The organism is Candidatus Melainabacteria bacterium (assembly GCA_016193285.1).
Lineage (GTDB): Bacteria > Cyanobacteriota > Vampirovibrionia > 2-02-FULL-35-15 > 2-02-FULL-35-15 > JACPSL01.
In genome coordinates this window covers 1-18,013 of sequence record JACPSL010000008.1, presented here as the reverse complement: position 1 = coordinate 18,013, position 18,013 = coordinate 1, and the positions used below count along the sequence as shown (strand labels likewise).

The 18,013-nt window shown below is 28.3% G+C and carries 9 protein-coding genes; 7 read left to right on the top strand and 2 right to left on the bottom strand.

Going from position 1 to position 18,013, the window contains the following annotated elements:
* Window positions 1-453: 453 nt before the first annotated feature.
* The 5 genes from HYY52_01565 (at window position 454) to HYY52_01545 (ending at window position 11,348) form a co-directional block, all read left to right on the top strand.
* A complete protein-coding gene (locus HYY52_01565) occupies window positions 454-2,910 on the top strand; it encodes a hypothetical protein (protein ID MBI2995382.1) in 2,457 nt (818 codons plus the stop codon).
* Window positions 2,879-4,969, top strand: coding sequence for a hypothetical protein (locus HYY52_01560; protein ID MBI2995381.1), 2,091 nt, complete (start codon window positions 2,879-2,881; stop codon window positions 4,967-4,969). The genes HYY52_01565 and HYY52_01560 overlap by 32 nt, the downstream gene beginning before the upstream one ends.
* 802 nt (window positions 4,970-5,771) lie before the next feature.
* On the top strand, window positions 5,772-7,112 hold the full coding sequence (locus HYY52_01555; protein ID MBI2995380.1) for a hypothetical protein: 1,341 nt from the start codon (window positions 5,772-5,774) through the stop codon (window positions 7,110-7,112).
* 1 nt (window position 7,113) lies between these two features.
* Window positions 7,114-9,240 carry a hypothetical protein gene (locus HYY52_01550; GenBank protein MBI2995379.1) on the top strand — a complete coding sequence of 709 codons (2,127 nt, stop codon included), beginning with the start codon at window positions 7,114-7,116 and terminating at the stop codon, window positions 9,238-9,240.
* A gap of 1,190 nt (window positions 9,241-10,430) precedes the next feature.
* The gene (locus tag HYY52_01545) at window positions 10,431-11,348 is read left to right on the top strand and encodes a hypothetical protein (protein ID MBI2995378.1); all 918 of its coding nucleotides are present in this window, start codon (window positions 10,431-10,433) and stop codon (window positions 11,346-11,348) included.
* On the opposite strand, the gene HYY52_01540 is transcribed toward HYY52_01545, so the two are convergent.
* Together HYY52_01540 and HYY52_01535 are read right to left on the bottom strand one after the other, a co-directional pair.
* Window positions 11,341-12,162 (bottom strand): alpha/beta hydrolase fold domain-containing protein, encoded by an 822-nt coding sequence (locus HYY52_01540; protein MBI2995377.1) that lies wholly within the window; start codon window positions 12,160-12,162, stop codon window positions 11,341-11,343. The genes HYY52_01545 and HYY52_01540 overlap by 8 nt on opposite strands.
* 11 nt (window positions 12,163-12,173) lie before the next feature.
* Window positions 12,174-12,998 carry a prolyl oligopeptidase family serine peptidase gene (locus tag HYY52_01535; protein ID MBI2995376.1) on the bottom strand — a complete coding sequence of 275 codons (825 nt, stop codon included), beginning with the start codon at window positions 12,996-12,998 and terminating at the stop codon, window positions 12,174-12,176.
* Between the two features lie 51 nt (window positions 12,999-13,049).
* Between HYY52_01535 and HYY52_01530 the strand changes: the two genes are divergently transcribed.
* Window positions 13,050-15,455 carry a hypothetical protein gene (locus HYY52_01530; protein MBI2995375.1) on the top strand — a complete coding sequence of 802 codons (2,406 nt, stop codon included), beginning with the start codon at window positions 13,050-13,052 and terminating at the stop codon, window positions 15,453-15,455.
* A 3-nt stretch (window positions 15,456-15,458) separates the two neighbouring features.
* Window positions 15,459-17,771, top strand: coding sequence for a hypothetical protein (locus HYY52_01525; protein ID MBI2995374.1), 2,313 nt, complete (start codon window positions 15,459-15,461; stop codon window positions 17,769-17,771).
* Window positions 17,772-18,013: the final 242 nt, after the last annotated feature.

Here is an 18,013-nt window from a genome sequence, read left to right as displayed (position 1 = left end):
TTCTACGCTTAGTCCTTTTCGATGAAATCAATTTCATTAATTTCTACTCCTTTTTTTTTCTTTACTTTGAATTAAATTTCTTAACTTATACATAACTTCGTATTCAGGCCAAAACATTTTTGAAATTCTTAAGTATCAAACCTCAAAAATTTTTAAACCTAATTACACCAGGGTTAAGAATACACCAGTCTGTTTGAACTTAAACACAATCATAAAGTTCCTCTTAACACAAAATATTTATACAAAAAAGTATTACCGGTTTATATTGGGTTAATAGTTTCAGCCAATGCCTTGTGGAATTTCAAGATTCAAAAAATCTTCCTAAAAACTTGGGTTATATTATTTTGAGAACTTTTAGGAGAAATCCTAAATGAAAAAAGATATACCGCTCAAAACAATTTGTCAAAGTTCAAAAAAATCTAATGTTTTAAAATTAATGTGTCTTTAGTAAAAGTGCAACAAATAAAATCTAAATCACTTACAAAAAAAGAACTTCTCAATAACAAAAAGAGGAAAGCCTTAAATCTAACAAATTCAATTTATCTTCTTTCTACCATAGCTATCACTTTATTTATTTACTTCTTTTCTTTATTTAGAGAATGGCAAGCTTTTGATGAAAGGGTCTTCTATAATGAAACAATATTCCCTATACCTACAAGACTCGACGAAATTAGTGAGCTTATAAAATCATTTGTATTAAACTATCATATAGAGTCAACCAATACCTTTTTTTCAAATAATCTCACAGTACGCTCCAATACATTAGCTTCAATCCTGGTTCTAATAACATCTTTCTTCTTAAAAAAGAACGCTTTCTTATATCACCTTCTTCAACTGAGCATACATCTTTTAAATGTAATTTTAGTATGGTTTATATTCAAGAAGATTGCAAAATTAATTGCACAAGAAATCCCTTCTAAAACCAGTTATTTATTTGTCTCTTTGTTTACCTTATTATGGAGCTTACACAGTGCTAATACTGAAGCAATTCTTCTTGTAACAAATTGGGATACTTTGCTGACATATACTTTTTGTTTTAGTTTTATTCTCTATGAAGTTTCACTAATTGAAAGCAACAGATTTACCGTTTCAAAGCTTAGTACTTTTGGTATTAGTATACTTTTTTTTCTTACCATGCTCTTTACCGAGTATGCTTATACACTACCTTTAATCTTATTTTTCATTATTTTCTCATTCACTTACAAAAATCTAAACGACATAAAAAGTGCTCTTTTGATTTCAGTAAAAAAAACAAATCCATATTTTTTAGGAATAATTTTTTACATCATTACTTCCTTAAGTAAGGAGGATTCTCCTTTAGTAAATATATTTCAAGCTAACTTCCCCGGAAGTAATAACTCTTCTTCCTTTCTTTATGCTTTTAATGTTTTTACTGAAAGAAATTTATGGCTTGTTCCACAAATTTTTACTCATTTATTGAAAATATTGTTTTTCCCGATTACTCTTTCGACATATCAATCAAACCTAATTCCACTAGCAAAAACTTTAATAGAACCAATCTCAATACTTTGTATGGCTATATATTTCTTGTTTTTAACCTCACCGATAATTCTATTTTTAATTTTTAGAAAAACAAGGGGCTCTTTTATCTGTCCTTTAATCTATGCTTTTTTCTTTTCGGTTTTTCCATTTTTGCATGTAATTCTTCCTACTTATTGCTTGGCTGCAGACAGATATTGTTATTTCCCTTCTTCAGTACTATTTTTAATACTTTTTTCTATACTTTTTCTCAAAATAAAAAACCAAGTCTCTTATAATTCAAAACATATCACCATAACTTTATCTTGTGTACTAGTTTTATTAGGAATTAGAACATTAGTCAGAAGTCAAGAATGGAATAATTCATACTCCTTATATCAATCAGCACTAAAAGTTGAAAAAAATCCATTGTATAAAGGGCAAAGATTAATAATATTTGCAGATTACATTGGTGCAATGGGTAATCAACTACAAATGGAAAAATCTTTAAACGAAGCTTTTACTAAACTTAAAACATCAATTAAAGAATTAAAAAAACTAAGAAAGAAATATCCACGACAACCAATTACATTAAAACTATACGGCTTGGACTACGATACACTCCTTATGAAAGCTGCATATGGAATTGCAACAATTAAACATGACAACTTTCAGGAACCAGCAGAAAAAACACTTAAATACTTTGAAAAATTTATAAAAAATAAGCTGCACCTTGCAAGTGTGAATCAGTTCAACTTATATGCAGATTTACTTTCTAAGACAAATAACCAGAACAAAGCAAAAGAGATTTTAGAGTATGCATATAAAAAATATCCGTATTCATCATCAGTAATATATTCATTAGCAGATTACTATTTACTTTATGAAAACAATCTCGATAAATCTCTACAGCTTCTTCAAAGAGCTTACAAGCTTTATCCAAACAATGTACTAACACTTTATAAGCTTTTTAAATATTATGAAAAAACAAATGATCTTCCAAACCAAGCAAAGTTTGCTTATCTTTTAGGACTTAGGGAGCACTCAGCATCAAGCTATCAAAGAGCAGTTCAGATTTATCTAGATCTAAACCAACTACCTCTTGCATATAAAGCATTAAAAAAGCTTGCAAGACTAAGAAATGCTGATCCTATAACTTTTTTACTTACAAGTAGATATCTTGATTTAGTAGGAAAGAGAGAGAATATCTTACAAACTTTAACCAGTGCATATTTTCTTGCAAAAAGCCAAAAAAATACTGATCCAACTGTTACTAAAAGTATTTTACTAAGTTTAATAAACGTAAACTCTCATGTAGGAAAACTTGATGATTCCAAAAAATACTTAAAAGAGTTTCAGGCAATGAAAGACTTAACTACTGAGGATAAAAATAAAATTAATGAGTTCAAAACTAAACTTGGAATTAAATAAAGTAAAGCCTAATTGGTTTTGTACCTTAGCAGTAGCAATTGTATTTTTAATATATTCTTTATCACTAAAAAGAGATTGGCAATATTTTGATGAAAGAATTGTCTATAATGAAGGACTTTTTCCTGTCCCACATAGCCTGCACGATTTATTTGAAATAATAAAAACTTATACCTTTACTTATAACCTTGACTCACAGAATGCATTGTTTTCAAATATTATTACTTTGCGCTCAAATTTATTTGGAGCAATATTAAATATCATTATTTCTTACTTATTTAATAAAAATAATTTTTTTTACCATATACTTCAAGTTTTAATTCACTTAACTAATACATTATTTGCCTGGTTAATTCTATATAAACTACTCAAACTTAAAAATTTGAACTCTTCAATATGTTCTTTTACAGCAACTTTTCTCTCCCTACTGTGGGCATTACACCCAGCTAATGTTGAAACAGTATTACTTGTAACTAATTGGCCTTCACTTTTTACATATACGTTCTGCTTTAGTTTCTTACTACATATCATAACAAAAATAGAAAATGGAAGTTACAAAAACTCTATAAAGGAAGGAACATTACTTACTCTACTTTCTTTTATAGCCATGCTTATCAGCGAATATTGCTATATCATTTTTGCAATATTGTTTTTTATTTCACTAGCATTGATCTGTCCTAAGCAAAGTTCAGCAAGAAAAGCATTTGTTTCTTCTCTAGAGTTAGTATTTCCATATATACTTGGACTAGTATTATTTGTTTCTTACTATATTTTCAGAGCTTTTACACTTGGCATAGAAAGTTATTTAAGTCAAGGTTCATTTAGCACTTCACTTGAAAGAATCTTATGGATTTCACCACAGATTTTTTTACACTTTATAAAGTTATTTTTCTTCCCTAAAGCACTTTCTATATTTCAGTCAATTTTATTAGAGCTATCTTCTTTTTACCCTATTCTTGCTCTTTCCTTACTTATTTTGCTCATTGCCTTTCCAGCTGCTTTAGTGTTCCTAAATAGAAGATTCATTCCTGTCATTTTCGTTTATGGTTTACTCTTTTCACTCTTTCCATTCTTACAAATCATTTCTCCAGGCTACTGCTTAATAGCAGAGAGATATTGTTATTTTCCATTGTTTATTTTGCTCTTAACTGTTTGTCAACTAATATCAAAACAAAATAAAGTCATCATTTTGATTTTTTCTGTTATTATTTTAATTTTTGGTATTAGAACTACCTATAGAATCCTTGATTGGAAAGACTCTTACACCTTATATAACTCTGCTCTACACGCTAGTGAAAAAAAATTGTATAAAGGGCAGGTACATTCAGTTCTTGGTTATTACTTTACCTCAATAGATAAGAAAAAAATGAACAAACACATGAAGTTAAGCATAAAATACTTAAAAGATGCTATTGCAGAATTAGACACTAATAAAAATGGAAGGGTTTCAAACATATTGAAACTCTATGGCTTAGATAGAGAGTCATTAATAACCACTGCTGCTTTTACCATTGCTTCAATAAAATTTGAAGATTTTAAAGAATCACCACAAGAAATTTTAGATTTCTATGAGCCTTATTTAAATCAAAGCTTAGAAAGTACTGGCAATTCACAGCTCAATTTATACTCAAAACTGTTAATTGCCACTAGTCAAGAGAAAAAAGCAATTAATATTTTAGAGTCTGCAAGAAAAAGGTATCCTACAAGTCCCTTTTTAATTTACACTCTAAGTAATTTATACTTAAAGAATAAGGACATAATTAATGCTGAAAGAATTATCAGTGAAGGTTATCTCTTATATCCATCAAATAAAAGAATGCTACTTAGAATGATAAAACTTTGTGAATTAAAAAATGATCAGTTGAATCTAGCTAAATATGAATACTTATTAGGGCTTAGGACTCATTCACAAGTTGCCTATCAGAGAGCTGCTCAAATATATCTCTTTTTAAATAGGCCTAATGAAGCAAAGTTCATTATTGATAAATTATTGACTTTAGATAAAGGCAATGTAATAACATTACTTTTGCTCAGCAAATATTTTCATCAAAAAAAAATATAAAATATATTGAATCATTAAAATCAAAACTGAACGTAAGCTGATGAAAAATTTAAAATTAAGTTTAATGTTTCTATTTTTAACCCTTGGTCTTATATTTTTATTCTTTTATCCTACATTGTTTTACAAGGTTAAAGCATATGATGAACTAATCCCATTTAAAGAAGTTCTTCTTCCAAGTTGCTTTTCGCTATCCGAGATTTTTGAATTAATTTCACTTCTAGGTTTACATAATCATTTTGAGGCCACAAACACAATGTACTCAAACATTGTTTCACTACGCTGTAATCCACTCGGTAATCTCCTGCAAATGCTAATCCAGTGTTTCTTTAAGAAAAATCCTTTCAACTACCATCTATACAGCCTTGTCTTGCACCTTATAAACACTGTTATTCTTTTCCAATTAATTACCAGAGCGTCCAATATTTTTAAAAGCACAAATTCAAATCAATCACAGAATTTTTACAGATTGCTTTTAATATCCTTGCTTACTATATTTTGGTCTACACACCCAGCAAATATAGAGTCAGTTTTACTTCTTACAAATGCTAATATAGTTTTAAGCTACACATTTTGTCTCTTAGCCACTTACTTGTATTTAAGTGCTATCCCAAATGACTTTAAGCTAGTTAAGCTTTCACTACCAAGATCAAGTGTCATTTTTATTTTATACTTGTTAGGACTCTTTACTGCAGAATTCCATTTTTTGTTACCATTCATACTTATTAGCTACACAACTGCCATAAACTATTTCTTCAATAAAAAATCCTTATTAAGCTCCTTTAAGCAATCACTTCTAAGTGCAATGCCATTTGTTTTAGGTGTAATAATTTTTATAATCTCTTTTTTGTTCTCACACACCAGCAAGAATATTAGTATTCAATCAAATCTTAGTCTTATTTTAGAAAGAATCCTTTGGCTTGCACCACAAATCATATTTCATCTTATAAAACTAGTCTTCCTGCCAATAAAGCTCTCAATTGATCAAAGCCTTTTAGTTAACTTAGGCAGGTCGTATTTTGATCCTTATAGTATCTTTTGTGTATTATTTATATTTCTTCTTGTAACTTTAGCAATGATTTCTTTATCTAAGGCAAAGAAAACGTTTCCTTCATTCTTTATATTTTTCTTTTTATTTCTTCTATCACTGGTACCTTTTTCACAAATGCTAGCACCTTTATATAATCTCTGTAGTGAAAGATATTTATATCTCCCTACCCTCGTACTAACCTTTGGTATTTCACACTGGTTATTCCAAGTAACAAATAACAATAAAACATTTGCAAAAGCTGTAATTCTAGTCTTTATAATAATTGCCCCATATACAATTAGAGCTTACTTTAGAACTTTAGACTGGAGAGATAGTTTTACTCTTTATTACTCTGCAGCTAAGGCAACAGATAACCCATTGTATAAAGCATTTAGACTAAAAGGACTAACACCACAAAACAAAATATTCTCAAAATACATAGAAAGAGAAGTAGAGCCCAAATATATAAAACTTGCTTATTTAAATTTAAAAAAAGCAATAAAAATTTTAAGTAAAGAAACACAAGAGTATGACTCGTCAACTCCTAATATCTTAAAAGTTTATGGACTTAATCCTGCATCACTTCTTTCTAAAGCAGCCTGTACACTAAGTCAGGTAGATTTTACACTAAACAACAATCTTAAAAGAGCACTTACAATCATAGCTCCATATACATCTAATCTAAATTTATTCAGTATTGCAAATTTGTCATTTTACGGTTCATTACTCTTTTATAATAACCAGCTAAACGAAGCTGAAAATGTCCTTAGATTTGCACATAAAAAAGATCCATATGCAACATACATTATTTTTCCATTATGTGATTTAATCCAACAAAAATATGGAACCTTAGACGAAGTTGAAAAGTTAACTTTACATGCATTTAAATATTATCCATACGATACATTTACTCTACTTGTAATGAAAAAAATATATGAATTAAAAAGGGATTACGACAAGCTTGCTTATTTTTCCTATGTATATGGCTTAAGGCATCATTCTATTGATGATCTTAAAACCTCATATAGTTTATTTACACTGACAAATAAAAAAGACTGGGCTAAGAAATCACTAAATAAAATTAGATTTTTAGAAAAGAAATTAAAAATCACCTAGTATGCAAATCAACAAAAAATCACCACTTGTATTTCTTTTTTTTACATGTTTAATTGTGTTTGGATTTTATTTTCACACTTTAAACTATCCATGGAAACACTATGATGAAAAGATTGTTTTTGACGAAGCCTTGCTTCCTATCCCATGTTCATTTTTAGAAATATTTGAACTTATAAGAGAATTCGGGGTAATTAATTTCTTTGAAGCTGCAAACCCTTTCTATTCAAATATTTCAAACTTAAGAGGAACACCTGTTGATGTATTGTTTTTCTTGTTCATCTTCTTTATATTTAAAAAATCTACATTTGCTTATCATTTGTTTTCACTTATTTTACATCTTGCTAACACTGTCCTTTGTTTTTATCTGCTAAGTCAAGTTGTAAGCACTTATAACAATAAAACTTCAAGCTCCATAAAATATACAATTATTTCTCTATTAACACTCCTTTGGTCACTTCACCCAACAAATATAGAATCAATACTGCTAGTTACAAACATAGGCTCACTTGTAACTTATTTCATGTGCTTACTTATATTCTGGATATTTATAACTCACAAGAATAAAAACACTGTAGGATTTAACTTACAAGATTCAATAATTCTTTTTATTATTTATCTTTTCCCTTTGCTCTTAAATGAATATTCAGTTACATTACCTGTTGCACTATTTTTTTATTTTTTTGCCACAGATACTTTTAAAAACAAAAAACCACTTGGCCAATCATTAATAAAAGCATTAAAAGATATTTTGCCTTTAATGTTCTCACTAATTATATTTTTTATTTATTATTTTATTTTTTCACCAAAAAGGATTTTGGCTGAAAGTAACTTGCTTGTTAATTTTGAGCGTATATTTTGGCTTGCACCACAGATACTTATACATTTCTTTAAGTTAGCTGTCCTTCCTATAAATCTATCTGTAGATCAAAGTGCACATGTACAACTATCAAACTCGATTTTTGGAATCTATAGCATGATATGTTTTCTAATTACACTTATATTATTTTCTGCAACAGCTATATCCATATTTAATGCAAGAAAAAAAACTTGTTTTTATTTTTTAATATTTCTGCCATCTTTAATTACATTAATCCCCTTTCTTCACATTCTTTCTCCAATATACACACTAGCAAGTGAGAGATATTTATACTTACCACTGTTCTTTTTTATATTTGGATTATCACACATTATATTTGAGCATCTTAAGTCAAGCAACAAAACAATATTAATTACAGTGATCATTTTTTTCATTGTTCTTACATATAGTATAAGAACTTTAAATAGAATATTTGAGTGGCAAAATAATGATACATTTTTAAGTTCTGCTATAAAGACTGCACCAAATAATTTATATAAAGGTCTTAGATTATTTACTCTCTTAAACTCACTACAAATATCCAACCAAAGTATTTCTTACTTAGAAGCAAAAAAATACATAACTCAAGCTAAAAGTTATTTAGAAAAAGAAATTAAAAATCTAAAAACACAAAAGGCAAAGCAAAATGATAAGACACCAAAGATTATTAAATTCTATGGATTGGACAAGAACACATTACTTGCTAAATCTTATTTTCTGCTTGCTCTTTTAAATTACAGTTTAGATGGAGACTCTGAAAAAGCATTAAAAACATTTTCTCCATATGCTAAAAACTTAAAAGTTTTAGATACTACTATTCTTGATTTTTATTATAGAATTCTTTTTCTAACTAAAAACTCAGAAAAAGCAGAATTAATTCTCTTAGATTCTCTAAACAAAAAAAGAATAAGTCCTATATTATATATCGCTCTTTCTGATCTTTATGAATACAAATCAAATGATTTAAAACTAACTGAATATTATTTAAAAGAATCATTTAAGTATTTCCCTTATGATCCACTAACTTTATTTGGGCTAAAAAGATTGTACAAAAAACTAAATAATCTTGAATTATTTGCATATTACTCTTACTTATATGGACTTAGGATGCATGATCCTAGTAGCCTTAAGGAATCAACAGTTGTATACATCACCCTAAATAACAAGGAAAGAGCTGAAAAGTTGTTAAAAAAATTGCTGGCTTATTACAAGATCGATAGTCAAATAATCAATATCAAAACCATGTTTAAAGATAGATTTGGACCTATCTAATTTATAATTTAGCTATGCAAAAAATAAGGACTTACTTTTTTCTTTTAACTACACTAATAATTGTCTTTTTATTCTATGCTCATACATTAGGTTATCCCTGGAAACATTTTGATGAACAAATTATATATAACGAAACGGTGTTACCTGTACCATATTCTTTTTCACAACTCATTGAATATCTAAGACATTTTGGAATTAATAATTTTTTTGAAGCTTCAAATCCATTTTATTCATCAGTCTCAAATCTAAGATGTGATCCTGTTAATAATTTTATTACTCTTTTTGTTTACCTAATTTTTAAAAAATCATACTTTTTATATCATCTCCTTTCACTCTTTCTGCACCTCTTTAATACTGCCTTGCTTTTTTTAATAATAAAAAAAATCTCAATTACATTTATAAATAATCAAAATCAATTCCAGTCTTTACGACTACTTTTAACATCAATACTCACACTAATGTGGTCATTACATCCTGCAAATATCGAATCAATACTATTTGCATGTAATTGGTCTGCAATATTAACCTATAGCCTCTGTACAATCCTTATATTTTATTTTGTTAATTTTGGACTAGAAAACAATAAGATAAATCCGGTCGTAAAGTTTATAACTGTTTTTATACTCAGTTTAATTCCTTTATTTAATTCAGAATACTCAGTAACTTTAGCGCCAGTAATATTTTTTTATCTGCTTACAAACACTATCTATAGAACTAAAAACATCAACCAGTCTTTATACAGTACCTTCGTAGAAACATTACCACTGCTCATTTCATTAGGATTATTTATTATTTTCTTTTTATCATCACCAACCAAGTCAAATTTGCACTTAACAAATTCGCTTTATCTACATGAAACGATTCAAAGATTCTTTTGGCTTTCTCCTCAAATATTTTTTCATCTCATAAAATTAATTTTCTTTCCGCTAAATCTTTCAATAGACCAAACAGCAATGGTTTCTTTTTCAAAAACTTTGTTCTCTTCATATTCAATATTCTGTAGTACTTTATTTCTTACTATAATAATCATTTTATTGCTGTCACTCTTCTTTTGTAAAAAGAAAATATTTTACTTAATGTTTAGCACTTTGTTCTATTTTTCAATTACAATTTCTCCTTTTTTACACATACTCTCACCTTCTTACTGCATAGCTAGTGAAAGATATTTATATTTCCCCATGTTCATGCTCATGTTTGGCATATCACATTTTGTATTTTATTTAATATCAAGAATTACACATAAGCAAATAATAATTCTTACCATTGCTTCAATATTTCTACTGATTCCACTAAGCATTAAAAGCTATACAAGAACACTTGACTGGGAAAATAGTGTCTCATTATTCACATCTGCTCTAAATACAGCACCCAACAACTTGTTCAAAGCTATTAGATATGAATTTCTTGGAAGCATCTTACTTGATTATTATAAAGATGAAGAATCTCAACAAACAGGAAAAAACTATATAAATAAATCAATTAATTTGCTTGAAGAATATATTAAAGAGCAAAAGGCTATAGATAAACAATTTGGAAACTCAATACCAGAAGTTATAAAATCCTACGGTTTAGATCCTAAGACCTTGCAGGCTAAAGCAGCCTATCTGTTAGCATTTACCAAAATAGGACTTTTAAAAGATTCAGACTTAGCCTTTAAAATAATTGACAAATATCTAAGCAATCTACAAATTACTGATACTCAAATACTTGATTTATATCTAGGGCTTCTTTTTGCAAGGAAAAGTTATGATAAAGTAGAAACGATATTAAAACATGCCTTAGAGAAAAAACTTAGTCCGACCTTATTAGTTATTTATTCAGAGCTTTATAAAGCAAAATACAATGATTATAAATCTGCTGAAGAAAGTTTAAAAAAATCTTTTAAGTATTTCCCGTACGATTTACAAACCCTGTCAGGCCTTAAAAGATTTTATCTGGAAACAAACAAAGCCAGAGAATTTGCTTATTATTCATATTTACTTGGAATAAGGATGCATTCATTGGAGAGTTTATATAATGCATACAACATATACACAAAACTCAATGATAAAGAGATGATTGAAAAATCACTAAAAAATATTGAACTAATAGAAAATAATTCTATTTAAGAAATGCTTTAATAAGATTTAAAAAGTCTTGTTCTACTGGTTTATGATCACTATTAAATGTAACAAGTTTTACTTGTTTGTTTAAAGTTTTTAGTTTATTAAAATAAAACTCAATTTGCTCTTTTGGTACATGGGTATCTAAAGCACCTTCAACTAATGTTATTTTTGCATCATCAGGGATTCCATTTATATAGCTTAGTGGTGATGAAAGTCTCATCTGTTCATAGGGGTCTTTAAACTTAAAGAAATGTTTTTTAAATAAGGATTTAACATTGTCTCTTTTTGTATTTAAGAAATTATATTTAAAATCAGTAATAGGAAATATTGCTAGTACTTCAGAAACTTTAGATTTAATATTTTGATCTGCCTGACTTAACAAATTTAAAGCTACTGAGCCACCTAAAGATACTCCTGCAAATTTAATCCTTCTAGTATTAAATTTATTTACTATGGTATGGACCTCTTGTAATGTCTCATTAATTAACTTAGGAGATGGCCATAACCAATAAGTATCGTAGCCAAAACTTACAAACACCAAATCTTTTCTATAAATATCTCCCAGCATAGAAAGAAAAAAACCACCTAAATCATATGGACCAAGCAGAAGAGATTCATCATTACCAGCTCCTTGAAAATAAAAAACTAAATCTACAGGCTGATTTATATTTGCAGGATATTGCCTTTCAATTGGTGTATGAATTAAAACATTTATAATTTTTGCTTCTAATGGATATCGTTTCCAAAAAGGAGGAAACATAACCAAACTTAACAGAAGTAAAAGACCAAAAAATATTAATAAAGCTTTTTTTTTCATCACTCAATATTCTATTTTAATAAAGCTTGAATTACTTCTCCAAATTCTTTGCCTGGTGATAAATGATCTGTATTAAACTTTAGAAGTTTAACATTTCTCTTAAGTTCTTTTAGTTTATTATAATAATCTTCAATTTGTTCTGGTGGTATATGAGTATCATTTGTACCTTCTATAAGAGTTATTTCAGTATGGCTAGGAATGCCACTTATGTAGTTTACAGGAGAAGATAGCTTCATTTGTTCTTTCGGGTTTTCAAACTTATCAAAATATTCTTTTAGCAAGGTATAAATGTTTTCTCTTTTTGTTGTAGAAAAAGTATAATCATAATCAATAATTGGAAACATCGCTAACACATTTGTAATTTTATCTTTTAGATCCCGATCCGCATTACTTAAAATATTTAATGCTAAGGCTCCTCCTACAGAGATGCCTACAATAAATATTTTTCTTGTATTAAATTTGCTTGATATTTCATGAATATTTTCAACTACATCTCTAACTATTTCAGGATTTGACCAATGAAATCGTGGGTCATATGCAAAACTAACAAATACTAAATCTTTTCTATATACATTATTAAGATCAGGAATATTTAACCCGCCAAATGGAAAATCTGCCAGTAAAAGTGTTTCTGCAGAACCTCCTCCATTTAAGTAAAACACTAAATCTACAGGCTTATTGTTATTATTATGTTCTCCAACAGTTGATAGATTCTCTTTTGCTGTGTGGATTAAAATATGAGTTACCTTAGCACTTATAGGATTAGTTACAACAAACGTAAGTAAAAAAAACAAAGTTAATGTTGTAAGCCCTTTAATAATAAGCAAGCTTTTCATACCTACTGGCCTATTATACTTAAATTCATGGAAAAAAATAAATTGGAGACTGTGCCTAAAAGTAAACAAGCAAAGCAACATAAAAAAAATTGGTCTTGGTCACTTAACATTGACTTGTTCATATGTTTAACTATAATTTGTATCCTATATATCCCTACTATAAACCGTGAATGGCTTTTGTATGACGAGAGAATAATTGTAGATGGAACATACTTTGCAACCCCATTATCACTTGGTGAAATATTTGAAATAATAAATAATTTTGGTCTAAATTTTAATGTGCTTTCTTCCAATACAATTTATAGCTCAAACTACTTAACTAGGACATGTCCGCTTGCCCAAATATTTGGAATGCTTATAAACTTTTTCCTAAAGAAAGAAGCAGTTTTATATCATATATTTAATCTGGTTCTACATTTAATAAACACTGTACTTGTATTTTATATCTTAAAATTAACTTTTAAATCAACAAACAATCTTAGTAGACTACCGGTAATACTTTTGACCCTAATATGGGCTACTCATCCCGCTCTTACAGAATCAATATTACTATCAATTAACTGCGGAGCAACTTTTAGTTACATTTTCTTTTTTTCCTTACTCCTTGATTTTTTACTAAACAGAGACAAGAACACTTCCTTTATAAGAAGATTAATCATTCCTATTATATTTTTCATTCCAATGCTTATAAATGAATACATTGCTGCACTTCCTGTAATCCTATTTTTTATCTCAACACACTCAGCATATAAAACAAGTTCACTAAAAGCTGCATTTAAAAAAGCTTTCCAAGAAACTGCTCCATACTTAATAGGTCTACTTTGTTATGTATTATATTTTTTCTTTACTACCAATTACCAAGCAAGTCACCTGGCAGCTGAAAATGAATTCGTGGTTTTTTTAGAAAGAGTGTTTTGGCTTTCACCACAAATATTTTTCCACTTACTGAAAGTAACATTTCTACCCCTAAAGCTTTCTATTGATCAAACTGTCTTTGTCAGCCTTGGGAAAACATTGTTTGATCCATATTCATTGTTTTGTATCATTTTTCTGGTTTGTTGGCTTTTTATTCCATTAGCTTTTTACATCTTAAAAAGAAAGCTCGAAAATTTATGTTTTACAACCTGGACATTCTTTCTGGCTCTACTGCCATTTCTTCATATCTTAATGCCATCATATACTCTTGCAGCTGATAGGTACCTATACACCTCTATTATGTTCTTAGTCCTAGGAGCAGGGAAAACATTAAGCAATTTAACAAAAACCAAACAACTCCAATTAACAATATCAACAGTACTATCTGTTATATTAATTTTACTTTTTACAAGAGCCCTCTATAGAACTTTTGACTGGAAAGATAATTATTCTTTTATAAATTCTTCATATAAAATGAGTTCTAATCCATTATTTAAAGCCATGAGACTTGGGATGCTTGGAAAAGCTATGGCTGTATTTGAAGGAGAAAAAAAAGAAGAAATAAAAAATTACTTTTTTCAAACTCTGGATTTACTAAGAGAAGCCAGGGACAACTTAACAAAAGAAAGAATAAAATTCCAAGAAAAATTACCTCTTGTAATTAAAGTCTATGGACTAGACTATGATTCCCTTCTTTCTAAAGTTGCCTTTTTAGAAGCTTCGTCAAGGTGTCTTGAATTAAATGAAGGTTACAAAATTGGTCTAGAATTACTAAAACCTTATGTAAAAATTATGGGTAAAACTGAGCCAAGAGTCTCAGAACTTTATGCACATTTATTAATAAGTGATAAGAAATACGGCTTGGCAAAAAAAATTTTATTAAAAGCTAATGAAACCTACCCTAATACTCCTTTTACATTGCTTAGATTAATTGATTACTTTATAAAATATGAAAACAACAAAGAAAAAGCAGAGAAGTATCTAATGCAAGCATTAAAATTCCATCCTTACGACAAAGCTGTTTTATTAAAAGCAATAGAGTTTTATCAATTAATTAACTCACCAAGCCTTACAGCTAAGTATGCATATCTCTATGGACTAAGAGCCCAATCAAAACTTGCTTACAACCAAGCACTATCTATATTTCTAGACTTAGGAGATCTTAGCAATGCAAAAAAAACAGTCAACAAACTTCTAAAAATAGACTCACAAGATCCCCAAACCTTATATCTTGTAAGTAATTATTATTATAAAGTTAATGATCTTCAAAAAGCACTAGAATTTCTTTTAAGAGCATACAATACAATTTCAAGCTCAGATACTAAGTTAGCCTTCAGCATAACTTACGCATTAAGCAGATTGTACATTCATCTGGGAAATAAAGACGAAGCAATTCGATTTTCACAAGACGCCTTACGATTTGCTAGAACAAACTCTGATTCACTTCATCAACTTGCAAGATTATATAAATCATTAAACCTGACTGAATATTTTAACTATTGCATAAAAGAAATTTTCAATCTACAGAATAATACAGGATAACAGATGAACAAGAAAAACAATTATTGTTTAATTATAGGACTTCTTGTTTGTGTAATAGCAGCGCTAAGTATCTATATTCCTACTTTGAGTCGTCCATGGGTTTTTTATGATGAGAGAGTTATTTATAATGAAGATTTTTCTCAAATTCCCACAACATTTACTGAAATATTTGAAATAATAAATAATTTTGGCCTTGTTAATAACTTCAACTCAAGTAATTTTCTATACACTTCAAACTCCGTTAATAGAAGTAATCTACTTGGTATACCATTTTTACTAACTGTTGGTTATCTTTTTAAATTAAATCCTTTTTTATATCATGTACTAAATTTGCTATTTCATGTAATTAATACTGTTATTGTTTATTTAATAATCTCAACAATTTTTCCTACAAGATCTTTATACACAGTCTCTATCACTACTTTAATAACGTTAATCTGGGCGTTACATCCTGTACATGTTGAATCAATTCTTTTGTCCACAAATATTGGGGCAACATTAAGCTATATAGTTTTCTTCAGCTTGTTTTTAGACTTTATTAAAAACAGAAAAAGGAATTATCTAAAATCAAGAACATTATTTTTATCAATTCTTTTTTTAATGCCAATGTTATTAAATGAATATATTATTGCTTTGCCATTAATTTTACTCACATACTCATTGATTGAAAACAAGTTAGCAAAAGGTCAATGGCAAGTTGCACTTAAAGATACATTTACAGAAACAAAACCTTATTTTATAGGGCTTGGTATTTTCTTAATATATATTCTGTTTTCACAATTTAATTCATTTCAGGTTTCATCATCCAGTCCTATGATTTTATTTCTTGAGAGAATCTTTTGGTTATCTCCACAGATTTTTATTCATTATTTAAGCTTAATTTTTTACCCTGAATTGCTTTCATTAGATCAATCATCACATATAACATTAGGAAACTGGTTGTTTGATGGATATGCTGTATTTTGTTTGTTATTCTTATTTTCCTGGTTATTTGTACCATTTGTAATTTTTAAGTTCAAAAAAGATACTCATAATTTATTGTTATTTTCAGGTTTATCTTTTATAAGTCTTATTCCTTTCTGTCAAATATTAACACCTACATATTGCTTAGCCGCGGAAAGATATTTATATACTCCCGTCTTTATAATTATATTTTGCATTACGAAGTTAATAACCAACTGGATTACAAAAATCTTTCCTTACAAACAATGTTTCATAGCTTTCTTGTCTATAAGCCTTTTATTACTTACCATAAGAACTACCCTCAGAATACAAGACTGGAAAGACAACAAGTCACTAATAAACTCAACTATTAATACCAGTACAAATTTATTATATAAAGGACTTCGTACAAGTCTACTCCCTGAGATTATTTTACAAAATGATCCTCAAAATACAAGTGAAGCAAAAAAATACTCACTGGCTTCGTACAATTACTTTCTTAAAGCAATAAAATTATTTAAGAAGGAGAAAATTAAATATTCTAAAATACCTTTAATACTACAATCATACGGATTAGCTCCTGATTCATTAATAGCTAAGAGTGCTTATTATATATGTTATAAAGCATTTGAAGAAAACGATAATTATAAATACTATCTTAAGTTTTTTAAGGATCACATTAATAATATAAATGAATTAGATCCTCAAAGTCTTGAACTTTATGCAAATTTATTAATTAAGAACAACAAAGTCAAGAAATCAAAAAAAATATTTGAATACGCATATAAAAAATTCCCAACAAGCCCTTTTATATTAGTCTCGCTTATTAGATTTGAAAAAGATATAGAAAATAATTTACCTAAAGCAAAAAAGTACTTAATAGAAGGAATGAAACTATATCCATATTCAAAAAGAATATTATTTGAATCCTTAAGTTTGTTTCAGAGAGAAAACAATTTACCAGACTATGCCAAACATTCTTATTTATATGCACTACGAACACATAATAAATTTCATTATCATGAAGCACTAGTTGGATTTTTAACATTAAATCAGCTTAATATTGCCAAAAAAATAATTAAAAAATTAATGCTACTTGACCAAAATGACCCTCGTACTTTTTATCTATCAAGCAGTTATTACATAAAAACGAATGAACTAGATAAAGCCTTGCAAGAATTAAATCAAGCTTACACACTTATTAAAAATAATCAAAAAGATTTACAACTCTCATTTAACATAAGTTATACACTTGCATACCTATATTTAAAACAGGGCGATCTGCAAATTGCAACAGCATATGCTCAAGAAGCTCTTAAGTATGCAAAAGACAACTCTATTAATTTAAACAAGATAAAAGCTTTACTACAATAATCACATATCCGCAATTTTTCCTAAGCAATTAAATTAATATATTTTTTCTCAAATTAATTTAAGAACAATAAAATAATTGATGAGGTCTTTACATTCTTTTAATTTAACTACTCGGGGGCAAGCCCCCGAGATTAGAACCTTTCCCCACTAAACAATCCTAATTGCCTTGCTGCTTTTTCCTCCCTATCCATCTCTCTAACCTGTTCTTGTACATATTTTCTTACTGCTTTCTCATCTCCATT